General features: G+C 46.6%; 27 protein-coding genes and 2 pseudogenes. 19 read left to right on the top strand and 10 right to left on the bottom strand.

Annotated features, from left to right (window positions below; translation table 11 throughout):
* Positions 1 to 201: 201 nt before the first annotated feature.
* The 3 genes from K0A89_09120 (at position 202) to K0A89_09110 (ending at position 2,616) form a co-directional block, all read left to right on the top strand.
* Positions 202 to 504 (top strand): hypothetical protein, encoded by a 303-nt coding sequence (locus K0A89_09120; GenBank protein MBW6518644.1) that lies wholly within the window; start codon positions 202 to 204, stop codon positions 502 to 504.
* A gap of 72 nt (positions 505 to 576) precedes the next feature.
* A complete protein-coding gene (prf1, locus tag K0A89_09115) occupies positions 577 to 1,827 on the top strand; it encodes a peptide chain release factor aRF-1 (GenBank protein MBW6518643.1) in 1,251 nt (416 codons plus the stop codon).
* 9 nt (positions 1,828 to 1,836) lie between these two features.
* Complete coding sequence (locus tag K0A89_09110; protein ID MBW6518642.1) at positions 1,837 to 2,616, top strand: C15orf41 family protein; 780 nt, start codon at positions 1,837 to 1,839, stop codon at positions 2,614 to 2,616.
* 43 nt (positions 2,617 to 2,659) lie between these two features.
* Here the strand turns inward: K0A89_09110 and K0A89_09105 are convergent, their stop codons facing one another.
* Genes K0A89_09105 through K0A89_09095 form a run of 3 tightly spaced genes read right to left on the bottom strand, consistent with a single transcriptional unit; the run spans position 2,660 to position 4,798 of the window.
* Positions 2,660 to 3,403: a Bax inhibitor-1/YccA family protein gene (locus K0A89_09105; GenBank protein MBW6518641.1), complete on the bottom strand. Its 744-nt coding sequence runs from the start codon at positions 3,401 to 3,403 to the stop codon at positions 2,660 to 2,662.
* 6 nt (positions 3,404 to 3,409) lie between these two features.
* Complete coding sequence (locus K0A89_09100; GenBank protein ID MBW6518640.1) at positions 3,410 to 3,895, bottom strand: hypothetical protein; 486 nt, start codon at positions 3,893 to 3,895, stop codon at positions 3,410 to 3,412.
* Positions 3,896 to 3,904: 9 nt separating this feature from the next.
* A complete protein-coding gene (locus K0A89_09095; GenBank protein MBW6518639.1) occupies positions 3,905 to 4,798 on the bottom strand; it encodes a fructose-1,6-bisphosphatase in 894 nt (297 codons plus the stop codon).
* Between the two features lie 201 nt (positions 4,799 to 4,999).
* Between K0A89_09095 and K0A89_09090 the strand changes: the two genes are divergently transcribed.
* The 3 genes and pseudogenes from K0A89_09090 to K0A89_09080 all read left to right on the top strand — a co-directional run bounded on the left by K0A89_09090 (position 5,000) and on the right by K0A89_09080 (position 6,271).
* On the top strand, positions 5,000 to 5,509 hold the full coding sequence (locus K0A89_09090; GenBank protein ID MBW6518638.1) for a hypothetical protein: 510 nt from the start codon (positions 5,000 to 5,002) through the stop codon (positions 5,507 to 5,509).
* A 15-nt stretch (positions 5,510 to 5,524) separates the two neighbouring features.
* Positions 5,525 to 6,124 (top strand): hypothetical protein, encoded by a 600-nt coding sequence (locus K0A89_09085; protein ID MBW6518637.1) that lies wholly within the window; start codon positions 5,525 to 5,527, stop codon positions 6,122 to 6,124.
* Positions 6,125 to 6,127: 3 nt separating this feature from the next.
* Positions 6,128 to 6,271: pseudogene (locus K0A89_09080) on the top strand (DUF2339 domain-containing protein).
* Here the strand turns inward: K0A89_09080 and sucD are convergent.
* Together sucD and sucC are read right to left on the bottom strand one after the other, a co-directional pair.
* Positions 6,272 to 7,138, bottom strand: a complete 867-nt coding sequence (gene sucD, locus K0A89_09075) for a succinate--CoA ligase subunit alpha (GenBank protein ID MBW6518636.1) — start codon at positions 7,136 to 7,138, stop codon at positions 6,272 to 6,274. It lies immediately after the preceding pseudogene.
* On the bottom strand, positions 7,135 to 8,256 hold the full coding sequence (gene sucC, locus K0A89_09070) for an ADP-forming succinate--CoA ligase subunit beta (GenBank protein MBW6518635.1): 1,122 nt from the start codon (positions 8,254 to 8,256) through the stop codon (positions 7,135 to 7,137). Before sucC ends, sucD begins: the two co-directional genes overlap by 4 nt.
* Positions 8,257 to 8,747: 491 nt before the next feature.
* On the opposite strand from sucC, the gene K0A89_09065 reads away from it, so the two are divergent.
* The 6 genes from K0A89_09065 to tnpA all read left to right on the top strand — a co-directional run bounded on the left by K0A89_09065 (position 8,748) and on the right by tnpA (position 14,402).
* A complete protein-coding gene (locus K0A89_09065) occupies positions 8,748 to 10,889 on the top strand; it encodes a hydrophobe/amphiphile efflux-3 (HAE3) family transporter (protein ID MBW6518634.1) in 2,142 nt (713 codons plus the stop codon).
* A gap of 30 nt (positions 10,890 to 10,919) precedes the next feature.
* Complete coding sequence (locus K0A89_09060; protein ID MBW6518633.1) at positions 10,920 to 11,150, top strand: hypothetical protein; 231 nt, start codon at positions 10,920 to 10,922, stop codon at positions 11,148 to 11,150.
* A 3-nt stretch (positions 11,151 to 11,153) separates the two neighbouring features.
* Positions 11,154 to 11,564: a PIN domain-containing protein gene (locus K0A89_09055; GenBank protein MBW6518632.1), complete on the top strand. Its 411-nt coding sequence runs from the start codon at positions 11,154 to 11,156 to the stop codon at positions 11,562 to 11,564.
* Between the two features lie 49 nt (positions 11,565 to 11,613).
* Positions 11,614 to 12,948 (top strand): cyclic 2,3-diphosphoglycerate synthase, encoded by a 1,335-nt coding sequence (locus K0A89_09050; GenBank protein MBW6518631.1) that lies wholly within the window; start codon positions 11,614 to 11,616, stop codon positions 12,946 to 12,948.
* Positions 12,945 to 13,880 carry a carbamate kinase gene (gene arcC, locus K0A89_09045; GenBank protein ID MBW6518630.1) on the top strand — a complete coding sequence of 312 codons (936 nt, stop codon included), beginning with the start codon at positions 12,945 to 12,947 and terminating at the stop codon, positions 13,878 to 13,880. Before K0A89_09050 ends, arcC begins: the two co-directional genes overlap by 4 nt.
* A 102-nt stretch (positions 13,881 to 13,982) precedes the next feature.
* Positions 13,983 to 14,402: an IS200/IS605 family transposase gene (gene tnpA / locus K0A89_09040; GenBank protein MBW6518629.1), complete on the top strand. Its 420-nt coding sequence runs from the start codon at positions 13,983 to 13,985 to the stop codon at positions 14,400 to 14,402.
* A 177-nt stretch (positions 14,403 to 14,579) separates the two neighbouring features.
* Here the strand turns inward: tnpA and K0A89_09035 are convergent, their stop codons facing one another.
* Positions 14,580 to 15,572, bottom strand: a complete 993-nt coding sequence (locus K0A89_09035; protein ID MBW6518628.1) for an EVE domain-containing protein — start codon at positions 15,570 to 15,572, stop codon at positions 14,580 to 14,582.
* 328 nt (positions 15,573 to 15,900) lie between these two features.
* On the opposite strand from K0A89_09035, the gene K0A89_09030 reads away from it, so the two are divergent.
* The 6 genes from K0A89_09030 to K0A89_09005 all read left to right on the top strand — a co-directional run bounded on the left by K0A89_09030 (position 15,901) and on the right by K0A89_09005 (position 18,788).
* Positions 15,901 to 16,473, top strand: coding sequence for a hypothetical protein (locus K0A89_09030; protein MBW6518627.1), 573 nt, complete (start codon positions 15,901 to 15,903; stop codon positions 16,471 to 16,473).
* A gap of 41 nt (positions 16,474 to 16,514) precedes the next feature.
* Positions 16,515 to 16,739, top strand: coding sequence for a type II toxin-antitoxin system HicB family antitoxin (locus tag K0A89_09025; GenBank protein ID MBW6518626.1), 225 nt, complete (start codon positions 16,515 to 16,517; stop codon positions 16,737 to 16,739).
* Complete coding sequence (locus K0A89_09020; GenBank protein MBW6518625.1) at positions 16,736 to 16,969, top strand: type II toxin-antitoxin system HicA family toxin; 234 nt, start codon at positions 16,736 to 16,738, stop codon at positions 16,967 to 16,969. Before K0A89_09025 ends, K0A89_09020 begins: the two co-directional genes overlap by 4 nt.
* A 770-nt stretch (positions 16,970 to 17,739) precedes the next feature.
* Positions 17,740 to 17,883: a hypothetical protein gene (locus tag K0A89_09015; protein ID MBW6518624.1), complete on the top strand. Its 144-nt coding sequence runs from the start codon at positions 17,740 to 17,742 to the stop codon at positions 17,881 to 17,883.
* 190 nt (positions 17,884 to 18,073) lie between these two features.
* Positions 18,074 to 18,241 carry a hypothetical protein gene (locus K0A89_09010; protein MBW6518623.1) on the top strand — a complete coding sequence of 56 codons (168 nt, stop codon included), beginning with the start codon at positions 18,074 to 18,076 and terminating at the stop codon, positions 18,239 to 18,241.
* A 118-nt stretch (positions 18,242 to 18,359) separates the two neighbouring features.
* Positions 18,360 to 18,788 (top strand): hypothetical protein, encoded by a 429-nt coding sequence (locus tag K0A89_09005; protein MBW6518622.1) that lies wholly within the window; start codon positions 18,360 to 18,362, stop codon positions 18,786 to 18,788.
* Positions 18,789 to 18,821: 33 nt separating this feature from the next.
* Here the strand turns inward: K0A89_09005 and K0A89_09000 are convergent, their stop codons facing one another.
* Positions 18,822 to 19,337, bottom strand: coding sequence for a nitroreductase family protein (locus K0A89_09000; GenBank protein ID MBW6518621.1), 516 nt, complete (start codon positions 19,335 to 19,337; stop codon positions 18,822 to 18,824).
* A gap of 23 nt (positions 19,338 to 19,360) precedes the next feature.
* On the bottom strand, positions 19,361 to 19,828 hold the full coding sequence (locus K0A89_08995; GenBank protein MBW6518620.1) for a helix-turn-helix transcriptional regulator: 468 nt from the start codon (positions 19,826 to 19,828) through the stop codon (positions 19,361 to 19,363).
* A 72-nt stretch (positions 19,829 to 19,900) separates the two neighbouring features.
* On the opposite strand from K0A89_08995, the gene K0A89_08990 reads away from it, so the two are divergent.
* Positions 19,901 to 20,218, top strand: a complete 318-nt coding sequence (locus tag K0A89_08990) for a hypothetical protein (GenBank protein ID MBW6518619.1) — start codon at positions 19,901 to 19,903, stop codon at positions 20,216 to 20,218.
* 61 nt (positions 20,219 to 20,279) lie between these two features.
* Here the strand turns inward: K0A89_08990 and K0A89_08985 are convergent, their stop codons facing one another.
* Both K0A89_08985 and K0A89_08980 read right to left on the bottom strand, forming a co-directional pair.
* A complete protein-coding gene (locus K0A89_08985; GenBank protein MBW6518618.1) occupies positions 20,280 to 20,618 on the bottom strand; it encodes a P-II family nitrogen regulator in 339 nt (112 codons plus the stop codon).
* A pseudogene (locus tag K0A89_08980) lies at positions 20,615 to 21,961 on the bottom strand (ammonium transporter). The gene K0A89_08985 and the pseudogene K0A89_08980 overlap by 4 nt, the downstream one beginning before the upstream one ends.
* Positions 21,962 to 22,165 lie beyond the last annotated feature (204 nt).

The following is a 22,165-nucleotide window of genomic DNA, read 5'->3' as shown; positions in this document are numbered from 1 at the left end:
TAAGCCCGGTAAATTGTTTATCATTCGATATGAGAACTGCACCCTCCTGTAAACAAGTAGCCTCATGTACAAAATCCACATTTCAAGTTCCCCCAAATCCGTTCTTACCCTAAAACCCGAGGTAACCAGTAAGGAAGCACTCGAGCTAAACATATACCATAATATATATCTAATAGTACTGCAACATTAATATTGGGAATTATGAACAAAGGGGAAAATAATCCGGTTGACCTTGATGTGGAACAATTGTGGCTGCAATACTCAAAAAAAAATGAAATGGAAATTCGCAGGAATCTTTTAAACCTTTTTTACAATACAAAAAGGGAGATTGGAGCACAATATGTAAAGACTGTGGGAGAAAGCCTGGACAAAGTGGCTCCCAATCATTTAAAAGAAAAAGACAGTCGCATCAGGTTTTTCTGGGATACTGCAAACGAATGGGACCCAAAGATAGAAAAAACCATACAAGACCATCTGGGTAACATGAAACAGATATTTGATTAACAATTGCTAAAAAAACATATATAGCCGGAGGCATGTATTTACAACTGTTTTTATCTGGAGATATTAATACACATGAATGAATCAGATGCTCATAAACGGTATGAATTCAAACGCCGGCTTGAAGAGTTACGATCAAAGAAGGGCAGGGGAACAGAACTCATATCCCTGTACATCCCTCATGATAAACAGATATCAGATGTAGTAGCCCAGCTCAGGGACGAACACGGTCAGGCTGCCAACATAAAATCAAAGCTTACCAGGACCAATGTACAAAGTGCATTGGAGAGCCTGATGTCCCGATTGAGGTACATCCCAAGAGCACCCCCTCACGGAATCGTACTGTTTACCGGTTCAGTAGATGTGGGAGGTAACAAGACCGACCTGCAAAGTTATTCTGTGGAACCCCCCGAGCCCCTGATATCATACAAATACCATTGTGATTCTGCCTTCTACCTTGAGACCCTCGAGGATATGCTGACCGATAAGATGACCTATGGCCTGCTGGTACTGGACCGGCGCGAAGCCACTGTGGGTCTGCTAAAAGGCAAACATATTGAAGCCTTTGACAACATGACCTCAAGCGTACCTGGTAAGCAGCGCAAGGGCGGTCAGAGTGCCCATCGTTTCCAGCAATTGCGTCTCATCGCCATACATGATTTTTACAAACGGATCGGGGATTCCGCAAGCAAGATATTCCTCACTGTTGACCACAAGAACCTGGAAGCTATTCTCATAGGAGGTCCTTCCCCTACCAAGGAGGAGTTCCTGGACGGGGAATTCCTGCACCATGAACTGCAAAAAAAAATACTGGGCCTGTTCGACATCTCATATACCGATGAGAGCGGTCTTACCGAACTGGTGGATAGTGCTTCTGATGCCCTGAGCAACCTGGATGTCGTTAAGGAAAAGAATTACATAGAGCGCTTTTTTAAGGAACTCGTAAGTGATAATGGCCTGGCTGCCTATGGCGAGGAAGAGGTCAGGAAAAACCTCCAGGTGGGGTCAGTGGAAGTGTTGCTCATATCCGAGGAACTGCGAAGAGAGCGGATTGATACCCGGTGTAACCAGTGCAATGAGGTGGGTGCGGAGAGCGTGACCCGAAAGCCTGGAGATGAATCACCTGAACTGGCCCCATGCAAAAAATGCGGTGGAACGGTCAAGGTCACCGGTTCCGTGGATGTGGTGGATGAACTATCCTCACTGGCAGACCAGATGAGTACGCAGATAGAATTTATTTCTACTGATTTTGAAGAAGGTGCACAGTTGATGAATGCTTTTGGGGGGATTGCGGCAATACTCAGATATAAGACCGGAATTCAATAACATGGAAAAATGAATGTAAAAACATACCAGCGGATTTACCAGGAATTGGAAAGCCATGATGATATCAGTACGGTATCAAAAAAATACTCGGTGAGTATCAGTACTATCTCCAGTATATCCCACCAGAAGACCGTGCGCAATGTCAAGAAATATCATAGCCGGGTCGTACAAAAGGCTCCCCTGATGGTCAGGTCATGGCACAAAGGGAAAACCATTCTGGAACTTGCCCGTCAAAACCGGTTTCCTCCGGTCCTTATTGCATCAATTATATTAAAGGAGATGGGACTCAAGAGCAAATCAGTGATCAAGAACCCTGCAATACTGAGTAACAAACGACTGAAGGAGGAAGTTATACAGGCGATCGTTCATGATATGGATTTTTCTCCACAGGGTCATGAGGTGCAGAGTCGTTTGGGGGATCTGGGTGAAGAATTGATTCACAACTGGTTAACAGATCATGATCTTGATTTTCTGACCGAATCAGACCTGAACAAGGAACTAAATGCAAAAACACCTGATTTTCTGTTAAAGAATTCCATTGATATAGATGGTAGTACGGTAAATTGGATCGAAAGTAAAGCAGTGTTCGCAGACGAGACTGAACATAACAGATACCAGAAAAAACAACTGGGATTCTATGAAGAATTATTCGGACCAGGTATGGTAGTTTACTGGTATGGATACCTTGATACGATTTCCCCGAACAATTACCTGATCGTTGACCATACTTTTTTTGAACAAATGGGATATGACCTGGACAGGCTGCTCAATCATGTTATGGTGCAATGATATTGCATGAGTGCCCTATCCGGTAATGTGTAATCCAGTCCTTTCAATCCCTGCTGCGGAGTTTTGCCAGTAACCTCAGTATCTCGATGTACAGCCAGACAAGGGTGACCATAAGCCCGAACGCCGCATACCATTCCATGAATTTAGGAGCACCCGAATGGGCCCCACTCTCGATAAAGTCAAAATCAAGCACCAGGTTCAAAGCCGCGATCGTTACTACGAACAAACTGAACCCGATCCCAATGAGCCCGCTTTCATGGATGAACGGGATGCCCACACCGAACATACCCAGCACAATGGTTGCCAGGTAGATCATGAATATAGCACCCGTGGCAGCCGCTACACCCAGTTTGAAGTTCTCTGTGGCCTTGATAAGTCGTGATTTGTATGCAAATAACAGGGCAAAAAGTGTGCCGAAGGTCAGTGCTACTGCCTGTATCACGATTCCGGGATACATGGCTTCAAATACCGAAGATATACCACCCAGGACCAGCCCTTCAAGCAGTCCATATACGGGTGCGGTAAAGGGTGACCATTCCTTTTTAAATATGGTTACGATAGCCACCACCAGTCCGCCGATGAGTCCCAGTATCATCATGGGGTAGAAGAGCGGATTGTTTGTATAGAACATATCCCACACCCATAATGCACCCAGCATCAGGAATAGCAGGATGATAAGGGTCTTGTTCACAGTACCCTGGATGGTCATTACGTTTGTGTTATAAGAATAACCGTAATTTGTGAAAGTATTCTTATTGAGCGCCGGATTTGCAGTTCTGATATCAATTCATCCTTATTTATTGAAGTTCCCTACTCCCGTAATGCCGCCCACAACCTCAGCCAGTTCAAAATCCATCTCGATTGGAATATCTGTCTTGAAAATATATACATTGAACTTTGCCTTCCTGGCATCGGCAATAGCACGCTGTTGTATGATATCCAGATCTGATCGTATGGACTTGACCATGCACAGGGATACATTCGTATTGGTCTTAATCAGAAAATCGAACTGCCCGGACCATGTCATTAAAAGGTTGTTCAATTCACTTAATCTATTCCAGGTGGTGGTCATGTGAATGTTCTTTTCAGCAGAATTTGCCACATACCAGTCTTTGCTCATATCAGAATATTGTCGATATGAAGCGTTCACGTTTGCCAGTGATTCTGCTATCTTTTTGCCAGATTGTGCCAGGTCAGTGAATTTCCAGCCCTGTTCCGTAAAGAACCGGCGGGCAAGTATGTGCCCGACATCGTTGATATCTTCTGCTAATAGCTGCATTGTAGGTACTTAACTCCTTTTTATGGATTCAATGAATGCTATCTCTTTACGGCCGCCAATATATATGGGTGTGCGGTCTGAAACAGCAGCAGGTTTAACATCAAGCAGGTTGACTGTTCCGTTTGAAGCAGCTCCTCCGGCTTCTGTCACCACTTTACCCATGGGGGTCCCTTCAAAGAGCAGTCGTAACTTCCCGTTTTCCTTGCCCTCAAAGGCAGGATAAGTGAACACCCCGCCTTTGTGGAGTATCTGGTGCACGTCTGCTACAAATGAACCCGAGAACCTCAGTTTGTACCCTTCGGATTCCAGTTGCTCGATGAACTGTTTATGATAAGGCAGGTAGTCCTTGCGCAGGGCACCGGGTGCATATATCTTGCCATCAGGGATGGTAAGGTTCTCCTGCATCAGGGTGAAGGTGCCATCCGCACCCATGACGAACTCGTGAACACCGCCGCCTGTGGTAGTATAGGTCAGCGTGGTAAGGGGTCCGTACAGGATATACAGGGCGCCCAGCATGGTATTCCCCGGTTCCAGAACATGGCCGGGATAGATGCCCACAATGGTGCCAACGGCCAGGTTCACATCTATGAGGGATGAACCGTCCAGCGGGTCAATGGTCACCCCGAACGGGTTGATAGCTCCTTCCACTTCAATGATGTCGGGCTGCTCTTCCGTGGCAATCCAGCTGACCAGTTTTGATTTTGTGAGGGCTGTTATCAATAGTTCATCAGCCCGCTTATCAAGGGCCATCTGGGTCTCGCCATACACGTTCCGGGTATCGGCTGCTCCCCGTGCACTCAGGAAACCAGCTTTAATGTTGATAGCCTGTTTTCCAAACAGCATGATCAGCTGCGCCAGGTTCTCATCTGTTCCTTGTATTGTTAAAAAATCCTCCAGTTTCATTTATCTAATCCTCCCTACTCCAGTATTGCATACTTTGTACTCAATGGTTGGTAGATTATAGGGCAGTATAGATAATAGATATTTCGGTAAATAACCATTATCGGTTCACCCCTTGAAACCTGATTGGCGAAATATATAATGTACAATATATATTAAACCGCTTTCGAAATTATCATATACTTTGATGAAATGTGGCATGCTGTGTTATGTAATGATGAAGGTTCTGACGCGCTGCCCATGAGATTTGCAGCAGCAGCTATTCTGATGGGGATGATCATTGCAATATCGGCAACGGCCCTGGCAGATTTTTCAAAGGATACAAACATATCACATTTTTCGGGAGAACTGTCTGCGCTCGAGGCCAGGGCGTCGGTCATTTACCAGCAGGGCGGAGCCAGGGATGTATCGGAACCTGGTGATAATACCGGTACCAAAGAGATTGTTACCTTGACCGTGCCCAATGGGGTCGAGTACGTAGTTTTCGGGGCCATGCCGTCACAGACCGGGGGTTTGCCTGTCAGTACCAGTCTCCACGAGCAGAATATTATCTACTACAAAACCTATCAGGGTACCTCCCGGACCCGGCCGTCAAAAGCGATGTATGCCGCACTGCCCCGACTGGATGGACCCATAGTCCTGATGCCCGGTTCCTATGAACTGACCCTGGAATTGGTAAAAGACAACGATGGGACGTATATTACCTTATATTGAGGACGGTACACAGCTATGGGATTAAAGGACGATGAAAAAGCATGGGCCGATTACCTCATCACCAGGGCAGGACTCCTGGTGTTCAGTGCCATACTGCTGCTGGTTGCTTTTAAGGTACCGCCCCTGTTCATTCTGCAGGACGTGGCAGGGGAGTTGGATGCGGACCTGTCATCCATAGCTTCGTTCATGGAAGGGGTTGAAGGTAGTTCCCTGCAGGGTGCCCGGTATTATCATTTCAAATCATCACCCGAGGTTTCCCTACACATGTCTGCAAGGTACCTGTCTGCTGATTCCGGAGCCGGGCCCGGTAGTATCACAAGGGCCAGGGGCTTGATGACAACGGTATATCCTGCTAACAGTTTTTGGGTAAACAGGTCCGAACTGCTGGAGGAAATAGCGAACAGGTGCGGGGGCAGGACCGGTATAGGAGAGGACCTGTTATTGGAATCGGATATGGCGGCTGTCGAGGAGATGTTGGGGCAGGTGGAGGCCGAACGTGCAGAGGAACCGTTCATACCGGATACCAGGCAGCCGCTGGTGGTAGAAAAGGTGGTAGTGTATTATGATGGGACCGATGGGATTGAAAGAAGGGGTATTACTATTGTTTACCAGTGATGGATAGGGATTCTCGAACGTGTTGTCCTTGGTCTCATTTTCTCGCTGGCCGTCCTGGTTGCGGGGGAAGTATTCAGGAAGAAGGACTATCCCCGGTTCTCACAACTCATTACCGGCGGCGGGATTGCACTGCTCTATTTCACCATTTCATATCAGTTCCTTTATTTTCACTGCTACGTTCCCAGGACTATCCACCACCGCCACTCCTGCACCCTCCAGCGCCTGGATCTTCTCCTTAGCGGTCCCGCCGCCCCCGCTGATAATGGCCCCGGCATGGCCCATGGTCTTGCCCGGTGGCGCGCTCACACCCACCACATACCCTACCACGGGCTTGGTCACATGCTCCTTTATGTATTCAGCTGCCTCCTGCTCGGCCGTGCCCCCGATCTCACCTATCAGCACCATGGCCCTGGTCTGGGGGTCCTGTTCGAACAGTTCAAGCGCATCTATGAACGTGGTGCCGATGAGCGGGTCACCACCGATACCCACGCAGGTGGATTGACCCACACCATGATTGCTCAGCGCATCCACTACCTCGTAGGTCAGGGTGCCGCTACGGGAGACTACACCCACGCTGCCTGGTAAAAATATCGAGTCAGGCATGATGCCCACCCGTGCCTGGCCTGGTGTGGTGATGCCGGGACAGTTGGGTCCCACCAATCTCACACCCGTGCCTTCCAGGCTACCGAATACCTGTACCATGTCCTTTACCGGAATGCCCTCGGTTATGCACACAACCAGTCCAACACCCGAACCCACAGCCTCCTGTATAGCACTGGCCGCGTGTGCCGGGGGTACGAAAATGATGGACGTGTTGGCACCAGTGGTATCCACAACCTCCTGCATGGTATTGAAGACAGGCAGGCCCTCCACTGTCTGGCCGCCCTTGCCCGGGGTCACCCCTGCCACCACGCGGGTACCGGCCTGTAGCATGAGCCTGGTCTCGAATGTGCCTACATGCCCGGTGATACCCTGCACCACCAGCCGGGTGTCCTTGTCAACCAGTATGCTCATGATACCATCTCCACTGCAATACGGGCTGCCTCATCTGTACTGTGCGCCACTGTTACTTTTGCACCCTCTAATATCTTCCAGCCCTGCTCCTGGTTGGTTCCAGTCAACCTGATGACCACCGGTATATCCAGTTCCTCCAGATTGTTCCTAATACCTTCGGCGATCTCATCGCACAGGGTCAGCCCCCCGAACATGTTGATGAGCAGTACCTTGGTAGCAGGATTGGAAGTAGTTATTTCCACAGCCCGGCCAACATGCCTGGCATCGGCACCACCGCGCACATCCATGAAATTGGCAGGTTTGCCCCCGGCCCTGGTTATCATATCCAGTGTGGCGAGGGCAAGTCCGGCACCGTTCACGATGCACCCGATACTGCCATCTAAGGCCACATAGCTCATACCCAGTTCCCTGGCCTGCACTTCCAGCGGGTCCAGGTCGGCCAGATTCTGCTGGTATAGCTGTTCCATCGCTTCCTGGCGGAACAGGGCATTATCGTCAATGTTCAGCTTGGCATCCAGTGCCACCAGCCGGCTGGTCCTGGTCAGTACCATCGGGTTTATCTCTGACAGGGTGCAGTCCAGTTGATCATATAGGGTATAGAGGTTCCGGACCAGCACAGGAAAATCAGTAAAATCCTGCAAACCCAGCTGTTCAGCTATGTGTATCAACTGGTGGGGTTGGGGGCCACCCTGGCCGGGATCAATGGATTCTTTTATGATATGTTCAGGCGAGGTTCTGGCAACTTCCTCGATATCCACGCCACCACTGGCACTGGCCATTAGCAGGGGCCGCCGTGAACTTCGGTCAAGGGCGATGGCTACATAAAACTCCTGCACAATATCCACACTCTCCTCCACCAGTACTTTAGTAACAGGCAAACCCTTGATGGTCATCCCAAAAATTCGTGATGCAGTCGCAGCCGCGCTGTCTGGTGTGGCAAGGATGATACCTCCAGCCTTGCCCCTGCCCCCCACCAGCACCTGGGCTTTGATGGCAGCGCTGCCGAACTGGTCCACAGCCTGCACCGCTTCGTCTGCACTGGTGCATACCACTCCCCTGGGTGTGGGTATGCCGTACTGCCTGAATATCTCCTTGGACTGGTACTCGTGAAGTCTCATATTGGTCCCGCCTCTTCGTTATTGCAGTTATATGGACCTATGACATATAATGATTGTAGCGAGGATGGGGAATGTTCAGCTATACAATAGTCACGTATAATCATTATAAATATGCGAAAGGTATATATCCCATGAACAATAATGATAGACTGGTGATTCAAATGGAAACACGAGTCAAACCCGAACTTGAACTGAACAGGAAAGTGTGTACGTCGTGCGGACATAAAGTGTTAGAAGTTACTCCCGATATTCAGTTACTGCATAAATACATCTGCACGAGTTGCATGACGTAATTCACTGAAAATCATATCTTTTCCCTCCATCCCCTCCCCTTTTCTTTTTTTTGAGCATTCATGTTGATAAAATTAAATATGATATAGTACTTCGATATACCGGAGTACGTTATTATTTCCCGATTAATTCACGTCATCCTGCACGGCCTTTCAAAAAATGCAACACGCCATCCGAAGACTGTAATTAGCATAATAGCCGTGGCTGTGATAATTGCACTTATTTTTGCATCCCAGGTCCAGATGGTCACCAGTTCTGAGACATTCTTCCCGGAAACTAGTGCGGCATATAATAATTTCAAGGCCTACCAGAAAGACTTTGGCACTGATACGGTCTTTGTTATGGTCAGGAGCGAGGACGTGCTTGAACCCTCTGTTTTTGATTACCTTGCCCGACTGGAGATACAATTACAGGGACTGGAATATGTCATCTCAACAAATTCAGCTGCCGGTAGGGTTACAACAAAAGAAACATCCAGCCACAAATCGCTGCTGACAGCCTATGATGATGGTCGCCTGCAGGGAATGGTGCCCAGACGCGACACTGCCCTCATTATTGTCGAAGTTCCTGAACTGGAACAGCCGGGAGCCATTGCAGTTGATATGCAAAATGCCATTGATTTTGTTGAACGGCCCCCCGGGGTGACTGTAGAAGCCTCGGGCGGGCCCATGCTTGACTACCAGCTCGGGAGGATCATGGGCATGAGTATGGGCATGATGTTCACGGTGGCTCTTGTACTGATGGTACTCATATTGTTCATTTTTTTCAGGACTGTTGTACGGGGAAGGTACATACTATTCCTCCCACTCCTGGCGGTCACCCTGGCACTGGCAATAGCTTTCGGCCTCATGGGTGTGCTGGAAATACCCATGTCCATGATACTGACAGGTTTCCTCAGTGTATTGATAGGCCTGGGGATAGATTACGGTATCCAGGTCATGGCGAGGTACGAAGAGGAACGCTCAAAAGGGCTGGGCGTGGATGAGGCTATCGATGTCTCCATTACCCGCATGGGCAAGGCAGTGGGACTTGCGATCATCACCACTCTTATCGGTTTTAGCAGTATGTATTTCGCCAACATCCCTGACCTTGAGTATTTCGGCATGGCTGTATCCATCGGGCTTATCCTGTCGTATATCACTGCGGTCTGGTTCATCCCTGCGGTCCTGAAACTGGTAGACAAAGGTGATTCCGGATACAGAGAACCAAAGTCAGGGATACTGGACCGGGCACTTGAACGCACGGCCCGGACCTCGGTAAAACATCCGGTACTCATCCTGCTGCTTATCCTCGGCGTGACCCTTACCGGTGCTGCCGCGTATCCAAAGGTGGATACCCTTACCGATTTTTACCAGTACTTTCCCCAGGATATACAGGCTATCAGGTTCATGGAAGAAATGCGTGAACTGACCGGAGGTACTGATACGATCGTCCTGGTAGTAAGGTCCGACGACGTCACCTCAAGAAAAACATTGCAGGAAATGCTGTTTCTATCTGAATATCTACAGGCTCACGAACCAAGCATAAAGCAAACCGGCAGCCTTGCCTCGGTTCTGGCAATCGGGGGAAGCCTGCCGGAGAATGATGATATCCCCCGTATGGTCGATGAAATGGACCCTGCCCAGAGGCGAAGGCTGGTCAATTACCCGTACACCACCCTCGGGGTCATCGACCTGACCGTAGAACACCTGGACGGAAAACGGCTGGACGATACCCTGAACAATATCCGTTCGTCTATCGGGTTTATACAACCTGATATGGATATTACCATAACAGGAGAACCGTTACTGAACAACAAGATAGGCCATACTATGACCGACGGGCAGATGCGGATGACACTTATCAGTTTTGTGTTCGTGTTTTTAGCCATGTTATTGATATTCGGGTCAGTGGTACGGGCGCTTATCCCCATGGTCCCTATCATTGTGGTGATCGCCATAAGCGGTGCCCTGATGTGGCTGCTGGGTATTCCCCAGACCACCCTCAGTATCAGCACAAACAGTATCATCCTGGGCCTGGGTGTGGATTATTCCATCCACATCATGCATCGTTACAAAGAGGAAAGGGAAAACGGGGTCAATCCCCATGAGGCCATCCAGACCTCTATTTCAAGGATAGGCAAGGCCATCGTGACCTCGGGACTGACAACATCAGGCGGGTTTGCTGCCATGATTTTGTCTCCATTCCCGCTTATGCAATGGTTCGGTATCATTGCGTTCATTTCTATATTGCTGATACTCTTCCTGACGTTGACGATGCTGCCTGCCATGTTGATATTGATCGACAGGCCAGGGGCGAATCATTTGAAGTACAGGATAGCATCAAGCGATAACATTTTATGAGAACATGTTAATATTACATGTTGGTGCATCATGTCGTTCAAACATGTACAGGTACAACTGGAAGATTACGAATATTCATGGCTTAAAATGTTAGCTGATGAGAAACATCTTTCATTAAAAGATGCTGTCAGAGAGGCCATATTATTCTGGGTAAGAAGTAAGTCAGACCTTGACAAAGATGACCCGTTCTTCAAAACGTCAGGGATGTTCTCAACTGACGAGAACCTGTCAGAGAACCATGACCGGATATATGAGGTATGAAATGTGCTTTTCATAGACACGTCTGCATTTCTGGCACTGGCGAATGACAGGGACACCTACTACAAAGCAGCCCGGCGTTTACTGATGGACTTGCAAAAAGGGAGATTGAGACCTTCCAGATTGATCACATCTGATTATATCATAGGTGAGACTTTGACCCGAATCAGGTTCAAGGTAGGCCATACACAGGCTGTCAGCTGGAGCCGGAACATCCATAGTTCTAACATTATCGAGTTGATGAGAGTTGACAAAACCCTCTATGAGGATGCACTGGCCATATTTGAGAAATATCATGACAAACAATTGAGCTTTACTGATTGTACCAGTTTTGCATTGATGAAAAGCATGGGTATTGATGATGTTTTCACCTTTGACGAAGATTTCAGGAAAATGGGATTTAATAGTATACCATAATAGTTGAACAGATAAAATACAATAATAAGAACCTATTGGGGAGAGTTGTATGAGTAAGAATCCAATAAAAGTTTTAATAATGGGAGCAGCGGGTCGGGATTTCCACAATTTCAACGTATATTTCAGGCACAATACTGCCTACCATGTAGTAGCGTTCACTGCCACGCAGATACCGGACATCGAGGGCAGGACATACCCGGCTGCCCTTGCGGGTGAGCGGTATCCTGATGGTATCCCCATATACCCGGAAACTGAACTTGCCGACCTGATCCATTCACATTCCATTGACCTGGTTGTGTTCGCTTATAGCGATGTGCCATATCAATATGTTATGTCAAAGGGTGCCATTGTCAATGCTGCTGGTGCGGATTTTATCATGCTGGGACCCGATTACACTATGATCGGGAGCCGCAAACCTGTGATATCGGTATGCGCGGTGCGTACAGGTAGCGGCAAGACCTCGGTGAGCAAGAAAATATGCCAGATACTGCGCAAGCTTGGCAAAACATCATCGGTGGTCAGGCATCCCATGCCCTACGGGGACCTGGCAAAACAGGCAGTGCAGCGGTTTTCATCGTACAGGGACCTGGATGAAATGGACACTACCATTGAGGAGCGGGAGGAATATGAAACCCATATTGATGCGGGATGTACGGTATTCGCAGGTGTGGATTATGAAAAGATACTGCGCAGGGCAGAGGCAGAGGCGGATGTCGTGGTATGGGACGGAGGTAACAATGATTTCCCGTTCTTCAAACCTGACCTGAGCATCGTGGTTGCGGACCCCCACAGGGCAGGGGACGGACTCACCTATTATCCAGGTGAGATAAATTTGCGGATGGCCGATGTAGTGGTGATCAATAAACAGGATACTGCCGAGCTGGAAAATATCGAGCTGGTGCGCCGCATCATTATGGAGGTCAATCCAGATGCGAAGATCATTGATTCTGCCTCCCCCATCACGGTGGAACATCCTGAGATGATCAAAGGAAAACGGGTGCTGGTGGTGGAGGACGGGCCTACCCTTACCCATGGTGGCATGAAATACGGTGCCGGTACCATTGGTGCTAAAAAGGCGGGAGCCCGGGAGATAGTTGATCCCAGGCCGTATACGGTGGGTACCATTACCGAGACCTTCAGGAAATACCCGGGAACCGGGGCGCTGCTGCCTGCCATGGGTTACAGTCCCAGGCAGGTAAGCGACCTGGAAGAGACCATTAACAGGGTTGATTGCGATGCTGTGGTCATCGGGACACCTATTGACCTGAGCCGGATCATCACTATTAATAAACCGGCGACAAGGGTGCGCTACGAGATAAAAGAGATAGGCGAGATTACGCTGGAAATGATAGTCAGGGAGTTCCTGGAAAAGGTGGGCGCGTGAGTCTCATAGTCGCCGCGCTTGGTGGTAATGCCATTATCAAGCCGGGGCAGAAAGGCACGATAAGGGAGCAGTTCGACAACACGTTCGAATCCATGGGTTATATCGCTCATCTGGTGCGGGCGGGCCACCGGGTCGTGCTGACACACGGGAACGGGCCCCAGGTGGGTTTCATCATGATACAGGTGGAGGCGGCCCGCGGAAAGGTGCCGTATGTGCCACTGAACGTGGACGTAGCCCAGTCCCAGGGGAGCATGGGATACATGATCGCCCAGAGCCTGGTGAACCAGTTGAAGGACCACCACCTCAATACGAGGGTGGCCCCGGTGGTCACGCAGGTGCTGGTGGACCCCCGTGACCCTGCGTTCGGGCATCCGACCAAGCCTGTGGGGCCGTTCTATGACCGGGCACATGTGGAGGAACTTGAACGCTTCGGCCATGTTATGGTGGAGGACAGCGGGCGGGGATGGCGGAGGGTGGTACCCTCACCCATGCCCGTGGGTATCGTTGAATTGGAGGTCATTAAGGAACTCGTCCGGGACGGTGTTATCGTGGTGGCCTGCGGGGGCGGGGGTATTCCTGTGGTCGAGGAGGATGGCGACCTGAAAGGGGTGGATGCGGTGATCGATAAGGACCTGGCATCCGGTTTGCTGGCACGGGAGCTCGGGGCGGATGTGGTGATGTTCCTGACCACGGTGGATAAGGTGTGCCTGAATTATAATACGCCAGGGCAGGTTGAACTGGACAGGCTGACCGTGGAGGAGGCGCGCCGCTACCTGGCAGAGGGGCAGTTCCCGCCCGGGAGCATGGGGCCAAAGATACAGGCTGCGGTGGAGTTTGTGGAGCAGGGGGGAGAGCGGGCGGTTGTGTGCAGGCCTGAAGGTGTGGTCGAGGCGCTGGAGGGGAAGGGCGGGACTGTGATTGTTGGGAGATAGATAATCGCTTGATTAATCCGGCTTATTTTATGTGATGGTATCAATACTTTCAGTTTACTCTTGCCATTGATCCTTATATTGCTGTCCCATACACAATTCAATATGTCTAAGGAACTGAGGCATGACAGGCATACGGTATCTCTGCTCACTGACCATAGGGTGTTCAGCCAAAAGTATAGAGGTAAAGTACTGGTTGGTGATGTGGCTATGGTGGCTGAAGCGATAATCTGGAAGACCTGCGTTGAGTTAAATATCGAGATTATAGATATGGCGGTTAATCCAGATCATGTGCATATATTTCTGAAATATCCGCCAAAATATTCCGTACGTTATATATCAAAGATGATCAAAGGAAGAAGTAGCAGAGTGCTCAGGAAGGAATTTCCCCATTTAAAAGAATGGTGTGGTGACCATCTCTGGGCTCCGAGTTGTTACCACGGCTCTGTGGGCAATGGCTGGGAAATTGTTGAGAAGTATATCTCAGCACACAATACATATGAGCATAACAGGAGACAATCCTAAAAAAACGCTGTATACAGGCCCTGTGACTTAAGTCCGGGGTATAGTGACTTCGGGATGGGGGAATTTATGCTCGGTGAGATGATAGAAAACTTGAACATTTTCTTTTCAAAACTGAAAATAGGCACAATTATTAAGAGTTATTAACCGTTATTGCTGTATTTTCGGTTTTATTAAATGTTATTTTCCTAAATATTCCCATAGTTTATTTCCTGAATCTTTATCAATGGCAAACATTGTAGACATAAACCTATAGTTAACACCTGTAATTTTCTTGATATTTGATGCAGGTAAAGGTTGATTTAATTTCTTGAATTTATTTAACTTCATACAATACTCTTCATTTTTGTGTTTTTCATCATCATGATATGGTTTCTTTTCTAATTTACCTGAACCTATCCCAAGCGCAATAATACCTTCTCCTGAACGATATAAGAAAACTTTGTCGCCTTTTTTGATCTTTTCGATATTCCTTTTCCAAGGCTCAAAATAAGCTGCAGCTTTCTGGTTTTCTATCATGTCTTTATCATTCAATGGTTCATCTTTATAATCAGTATTCAAAATGTAAAAACCTTCATCAATATCTTCAAATGGGTCATCTTTCACGCTAAAAGTATCAAACTCTATTAATATATCATTATCACCTAATTTATAAAGACGGTAAATCCACGTTCGTACATCAATCCCATTTTGCGACCAATATAAAGCAGCATTACGGGTCTTAAAATCTAAACCATTTGTTATTGTAATAAAATGCTGTTTTGTATTAATTTTTTCTAAATTCAAATCAGTTTCAAATTTATCGTTTAAAGAGTCTAATAAATTGTTGCTAGCTGGAAAAAATTTTAGGAATAATTCCTCAAGTTTTTCATAAGAGTACTGTCCATATATCTGTCCGTATCGTAATGCTTGAAGAAGATTAGATTCCTCAGATTCCCATGCTTTTAACTCAAAAATATATAAATCACCATTATTATCAATTGCCATCAAATCAGGTTCTTCTTGCCATTTTCTGGATTGCATTATTAATAGCAATTCCTCATCTTGCAATATTTTTTCTAAATTATTAAATAATAGTCTCTGAAAGTTTTCCTCTTTCCATTCAAAATCAGACAAATGATTTCGTTGAACGCGTTGGATAGTGGATCGTTCTTTGTTCAGTTTGAATAACATACTTTAACCTTCTTATCGGCATGATTAATATTTTTTTGAATTTGAGTACAATATGTATATAAGCATAATACAATAAAATTATTCATATTATATTATTATATAACCTCCAAAATTAAAAGCCTGAGCATCCTCCTGATGCCTTTCGGACCTCTGGTCCGAGGTCGTTGACTGAAGGCGATAAGAATATGTGCATCCTTAAGAATATATCTTAAACCAGTGCAAAAATCAAGGCGTAGAAAATGGGCACGGATAAAACTGCAACAAAGTCAGAAGGATAAAAATTTGTTTAGTAAATCCCACCGAAGAAGAGAGATTATCACAAGAACCCTTGATTGCATTTTCATATTATTTATCTGAACGGAATAACATTCTTTTATCAGTATCGGATGAAATTATTGAAAATCTTGATAAAGGTTTTACAAATAATCATACAGGTCTAATAGGGCATGCTTCAACTTTGATGTGGTTTTGGACATTAGGAGCATATGAAGTTATCAGAACCATGTGTCAGGCAAAGATATGTTTTTCTGAGGGTTTCTATAAAAAAATTTCGGACTTAAAAAACGATTTGGCAAAAGCAAAAATGCCAAGCGCAAAAATGGAAAAAAAGGGCAAAAAGATGCCTGTAGGCTCAAACAGAAGTCCAGATGGATGGGATATCACTAATAAGGACTTATTGGCAGGTGATCCTGAAGATCCGATATCGGGACGTATGTTGCTTGAAAAGCATGATAATGTTTTATCTTCGCTAACTATTGGAGATATAAAATCACGCCATGAACATGCATATAATAAAGAGAGTAGGCAATTAAAACACCCTCAAATGGGTGTAAATATGATGTTGATGGAAATGCTGGTCGATAAAAAAGGAACTAACAGAAGTGAGATATGTAATTATTAAATACTTTCCAAATCAATTAGACTTGAAAGGAGAATCTATCGATGGAAAAATATACCCTCCCTGTAGTAATAGAAAAAGACGACGATGGCTATTTTGCAATGTGTCCGGCTTTGCAGGGCTGTTACTCTCAGGGGGATACTTATGAAGAAGCTCTTGATAATATAAGAGATGCTATTCGCCTACACATAGAAGATATCCTCGCAAGTGGAGAAGCAATTGAAAAGATCAACTCTTTCAGCCTTGTTGCCCTTGAAGTGACAGCATGAGCGAAAAGCTGCCAAGAGTAACTGCAAATGAAATAATCAAAATTGCTGAAAAATTGGGCTTCCGTTTCTCAAGACAATCAGGTAGCCATAAAATATACAAGAATGATGAAGGCAAAAGAGTAACAATTGTGTACCATAGCGGAAAAATCCTGCATCCAAAAGTTGTCAAAAGTATATTGGTTGATGCTGGATTATCTGTGGATGAATTTAAGAAGATGATGAAAAAATAAGAACCACGAATCCTTGAGCCTATATCTGCTCCCTCTTTATACCGATTACGTGCCCCTCCTTTTTGGCAAATCCAATACAGCGAATAAACGATACTAATCCTCATGCACCCGCGCCAGGATGCCCTCCAAATTCTATTCGAGGGAGGTCTTATGCTGTCCTGCCTGACGCTGGTTTACATCCTACACGTTTCAGGTTCAATGAACTCAAAGGAAGGAGAACAGGTAGGCGAGGTATAACCTGATGGGAAAGCCAGACCAATGCAGCATGAGAAGTCGGATGAACTCATAGTAGCCATAATGGTTGGGCCAATGACATACAGAACCTGCATCGCAGGATGCAGGGGGCGACTGTACGAAGTAAAACCCAACTTAGCGAAGGGGTTCTAGCTTTGGTAGAGTCAGAGGATTTAGCATGATAACATCAATCGGATAAAAAAAATGCCAGAAAGGTAGCTCCTGAAATAAAGTAAGGAAAAACGCCATCTGGATAATATGTGAAGATGATGGAATAACTGCTGAAGACCAAAGACCGGTGGAAGCATCAAGTGATGAATCCATCTCCTGCTAAGGGACAATGCCAAACGAAAGCCGTATACGGGAAATCCGTACGTGCGGTTTGATGAGGAGGCGGTGGTGAAAGCCACTCCTTTACTCTACTATCCTCAACCCAATCCCATACTCAACACCCTAAACCCAATAAACCCTACTATGGCATTATGCATAAAATTGCCAAAATAGATACATTTGGCATAATTTCAATTCCTGTCAAAATGAGGCAAGCCTTCTGCCTGAAAGAATCCACAGCAGTATATAGAGAAGACAGGGACGACGAACTCATCATACGCCCAATGCATACCAAAACTCCTGATGCTGCAAAGAAGATCTCTAAGATGAACCTACTCATCGACGATTGAGAGACCATGGAGCAGGAGATAGAATCAGGTGCTGTCAATGAATGAATATTTCATTGACACAAATATATTTATGTATGCCGCAGGCAGACCCCATGAATTCAAGGAGCCCTGTGTTGAATAAATCCATGACAAATTCTTCGAAATATGAATATCGATAAAGAATTAATTGGATTAAGATCAATATTGAATTGTGAAGATTGAAAATGCTACTATTGCAGATGCAAAACAAATCCTGGGACTTCAAAAATTGGCATATATCAACGAAGCGGAAATTTACTGCATACGTGATCGGTTAAGGGATTTTATCAAGCTAAAGGCGGTAAGCAGCAGGCCGTATGGGAATTTGTATGCATATTGAAAAAAAACCTAAATAATTCAAACGATCCCTTGTTGCTGATGGGATTTGGTGGAGGAGGAGCAGCATCTGGTCGCTCCATCCTACCGACAGGGAGTATAAAATGGGAGTACGTGGGTTTATGACAGAGTTTGAATCTGACCGGGCCAGAGTGAAGATGCCTAAAGGGTACCGGATGTCTGTGATAAAAAGGTATTTCTGGGTGGGCCTTATCTCAGCACTGCTGCTCAGACTGGTTATCATTGCCGACCATTATGGGGATATCTATGCACGAGTGTTGCGGTACCGGGGAGTTTCAGGATATTTGTGGTTCTTTGCACATCGGTATCACATTGGTAAACGCAGGTCTGGGGTGATAAAAGACCTGGAGTTACTTGAAAAGATAGAAAGGCGTGAACCTTTCACTGAAGAGGATTTTGAGGGACTTAATTATGTCATGCGGAGTCTTTCTATGTCCAGGGAACGGATGAATTACCTTGTTATTTTTGCATTTTCGGTGATAGCTATTATGCTTTCACCTGCACTGGATTTCAGGACCACTGGATTGTGAGGGTATCAGGACCCTGACCTTCACCTCAACGTGCTAGCTTCTCCATGTTTCCCACATTACGATCTCATCAAGCCTTTTTCGTGGTTTCGATTGCGGCACAGTCGATGGATATCCAAGAGGAAGGAGGGAAACCACTCGCACATCATCAGGTATCTGTAATATTTCTTTGACTTTTTTTTCATTGAATGCCCCGATCCAGCACGTGCCAAGTCCTTCCTCAACAGCCTGGAGGGTCATATGATCCACAGCAATCGCCGTGTCAATGGGATACGCCAGCTGGCCGCATGACATGACATATTCTTTTTCAACAGAGCACGCTGCGATCACCACAGGTGCTTCAGCTACAAATCTCTGGTTACCTGCAGCTTCACCAAGCAATTTTCGCGTATTTGCATTTTTTATGACAATAAATCTGCGTTCCTGGCGGTTTCCAGCAGAAGGAGAAAGTCTGCCAGATTCAAGTACTCTCATCAGTTTATCCTCCTCCACCTCACGAGGGTCATACGCCCGTATGCTCCGTCTTAATTGTATCGCTTTTTGCACATCCATACCATATACACTCCTTTATCGTTTCAATGTTGTCCGTACTTATCTTGCTTTTGTGACTGACAAGTCCTTCCTGCCACTAAATCAACACTAATAATCCCATCACCTTTTACCCGATGTGCCGCCATCCCTTTAAAGTTCGATGGACATTTTTCCCGGTCAATATCGCCCACATCGCTTCTTTGTGAAGCCCATTTGAGCAGGGGCACTATTGCTTTCCTGAGGTCGATGCCGTCATTTGTCAAAGAATATTCAACCCGGGGCGGGATCTCAGCAAACGATTCCCTTGTTACCAGCCGCTCGTTTTCCAGCTTTTTCAAAGTATCAGAAAGCGCTTTGGGACTTATCCCGTTCAGGTTCTCCATAAGCTGGTTGAACCTGAGTTTATCATGATTTCCGATATCATTGACAATAAGGAGAGCCCATTTCTTGCTAATAGTATCTATAATACCTTCCAGTGGGCACAGACAAAGTTGGTTTCTCTCTTTTTGCATAGTAGCTATATTACTATAAACTTTATAGTTTAAATACTTTCGATTTTATACTATAGAATGGAGATGATAATAATGTGTCAAGATAATACTATAAGAATGCATCCCGGACATAGCGGAATGGGCATGCACCATGGACAAGGTGGAATGGGCATGCATCATGGACAAGGTGGAATGGGCATGCATCATGGACAAGGTGGAATGAGTATGCATCATGGACATAGTGGTATGGACATGCATCAAGAACAGTGCGGGTGTGGATGCCATGGCGGCTTTAGCAGACATCTTAAAACAAAGCAGGAAAAAATAGAACAATTAGGGGAATACCAGCAACAATTAGAACTTGAACTTCAGGCTGTCAAAGAACATATTGAGTTCCTGAAAGGCAAATAGTGCTGGAAATCCCGCATCAATTGTCGATACCAGATGAAAAAAAATAAAAAGGGAGGGGACGCTAAAGCGCGCCCTCTCCGGTCTCTCCCGTCCTGATACGCATGGCATTTTCGATGGGTATCACGAAAATCTTCCCATCACCGATATTATCGGTGGAAGCTGATTTTTGAATGACCTCCATCACTTTGTCCACTTGATCGTCAGGAATTACGATCTCGATCCTGGCTTTTGGCAGCAGGTCAACGCAGTACTCGCGGCCGCGCCATTGCTGCATAATACCTTTCTGCCGTCCACGACCTTTGACCTCGGTCACGGTCATGCTCGAAAATCCTGCTTCGTCCAGGGCTTCCTTGACATCATCCACTTTATTGGTACAGATAATAGCTTCGATCTTCTTCATATGTTACACCTCCAATCGATTATATATTCCGGATATGCGTTCACACCATGTTCTGCAATATCCAGTCCCATGACCTCATCCTTTTCAGATACACGAAGTCCGACAATGGCATCCAGTATCTTGAATACGATAAAAGATACTCCGAATGCCCAGACAAATGTCAGGATGACACCTGCTACCTGTGCAATGAACTGTGATACTCCTCCTTAGAGCAATCCGGGTGTCTCTGCTGCATAAGCTGCATCGGCCAGGATACCGCGTCCGATACCCACCCTGAATATGTCTACTGAGAGCAGACCCCAGGAACCGCAGTAGCCGTGTACTGCTATGGCACCTACCGGGTCGTCAACCTTCAACCTGTTCTCATTGAAGAACACGCCTGCAATCATTATGGCACCGCCTATGATGCCTATAGCTATTGCCGCCCAGTTCTCTACAGAGCCTGCAGGTGCGGTAATTGATACCAGGCCTGCCAGTACGCCGTTGCCGGTCAGTGAAGGGTCAGGCTTTCCGTTCTTTACCCAGGTAATGAGCATTGCAGTTATTGCACCTGCTGCTGAGGCTAGGAATGTATTGACAACAACCAGGTTCATGAAAGCGTCATTTCCATCCAGGGTACTGCCGCCGTTGAAACCTAACCAGCCCAATGTCAGGATGAGTGTACCCAGGAATGCCATGGTCAGGTTGTGACCGGGAATTGCCTGGGCCACACCGTCCTTGAATTTACCCAGTCTTGGTCCTACAATCAATACGCCTGCCAGGGCTGCGTATCCACCGATACTATGGACTACGCCGGACCCGGCAAAGTCATGGTGGGCTGCACCTGCTATTTTGACAATGAAACTATTTGTTCCGGTGAGAAGGGCAGAGTCGGCACCGCTCCAGACCCAGTGTCCATATACCGGGTAAATTATGGCTACCATTATGACGGTAAATATCAAATATGCCTTGAAATTGGTCCTCTCGGCCATGGCTCCAGATACGATGGTGGCCCCGGTGGCTGCAAATACCATCTGGAAGAACCAACCGTTCCAGGTGGCATTATCTGCACCTGAAAGGAAGAATTGATCTCCTCCGAAAAGCCCGGCAATATCACCACCGTACATGATAGCCCATCCTACGGCCCAGTATACCAGGATACCAATACAGATGGTCATCATGTTCTTCATTAATATGTTCGCTGTGTTCTTGGTGCGGGTAAGACCTGCTTCCACACGTGAGAAACCTGCATGCATAAAGAACACCAGGCCTCCGCAAAGCAGCAACCAGATAAATGTAAGGCTTTGCTGAACTGCTGCTATTGCGTCGGCATTCTCATCAGGCGTTGCGCCCATCGCAGGCATGACCAGCAATAAGAGTAATAATGCTGCCGAAATTACCAGCGTTGGAATTTTTTTATTCGACGTAATTTTATTACCTCCGGCCTTGGGACAATATTCCCCTAACCCCCTTTCCTTTGCCAATGAGGTCTTCTGCCATCTAAAATCTCAATGTAGCCAATTCTTCTGATATCATGAGCAACAAGTTTCAGCTTTGTTTCAGTCGCT

It is taken from the genome of ANME-2 cluster archaeon, from assembly GCA_019429385.1.
In the GTDB taxonomy this organism is placed as follows: domain Archaea; phylum Halobacteriota; class Methanosarcinia; order Methanosarcinales; family Methanocomedenaceae; genus Methanocomedens_B.
This window is presented reverse-complemented; position numbering and strand designations above follow the sequence as displayed.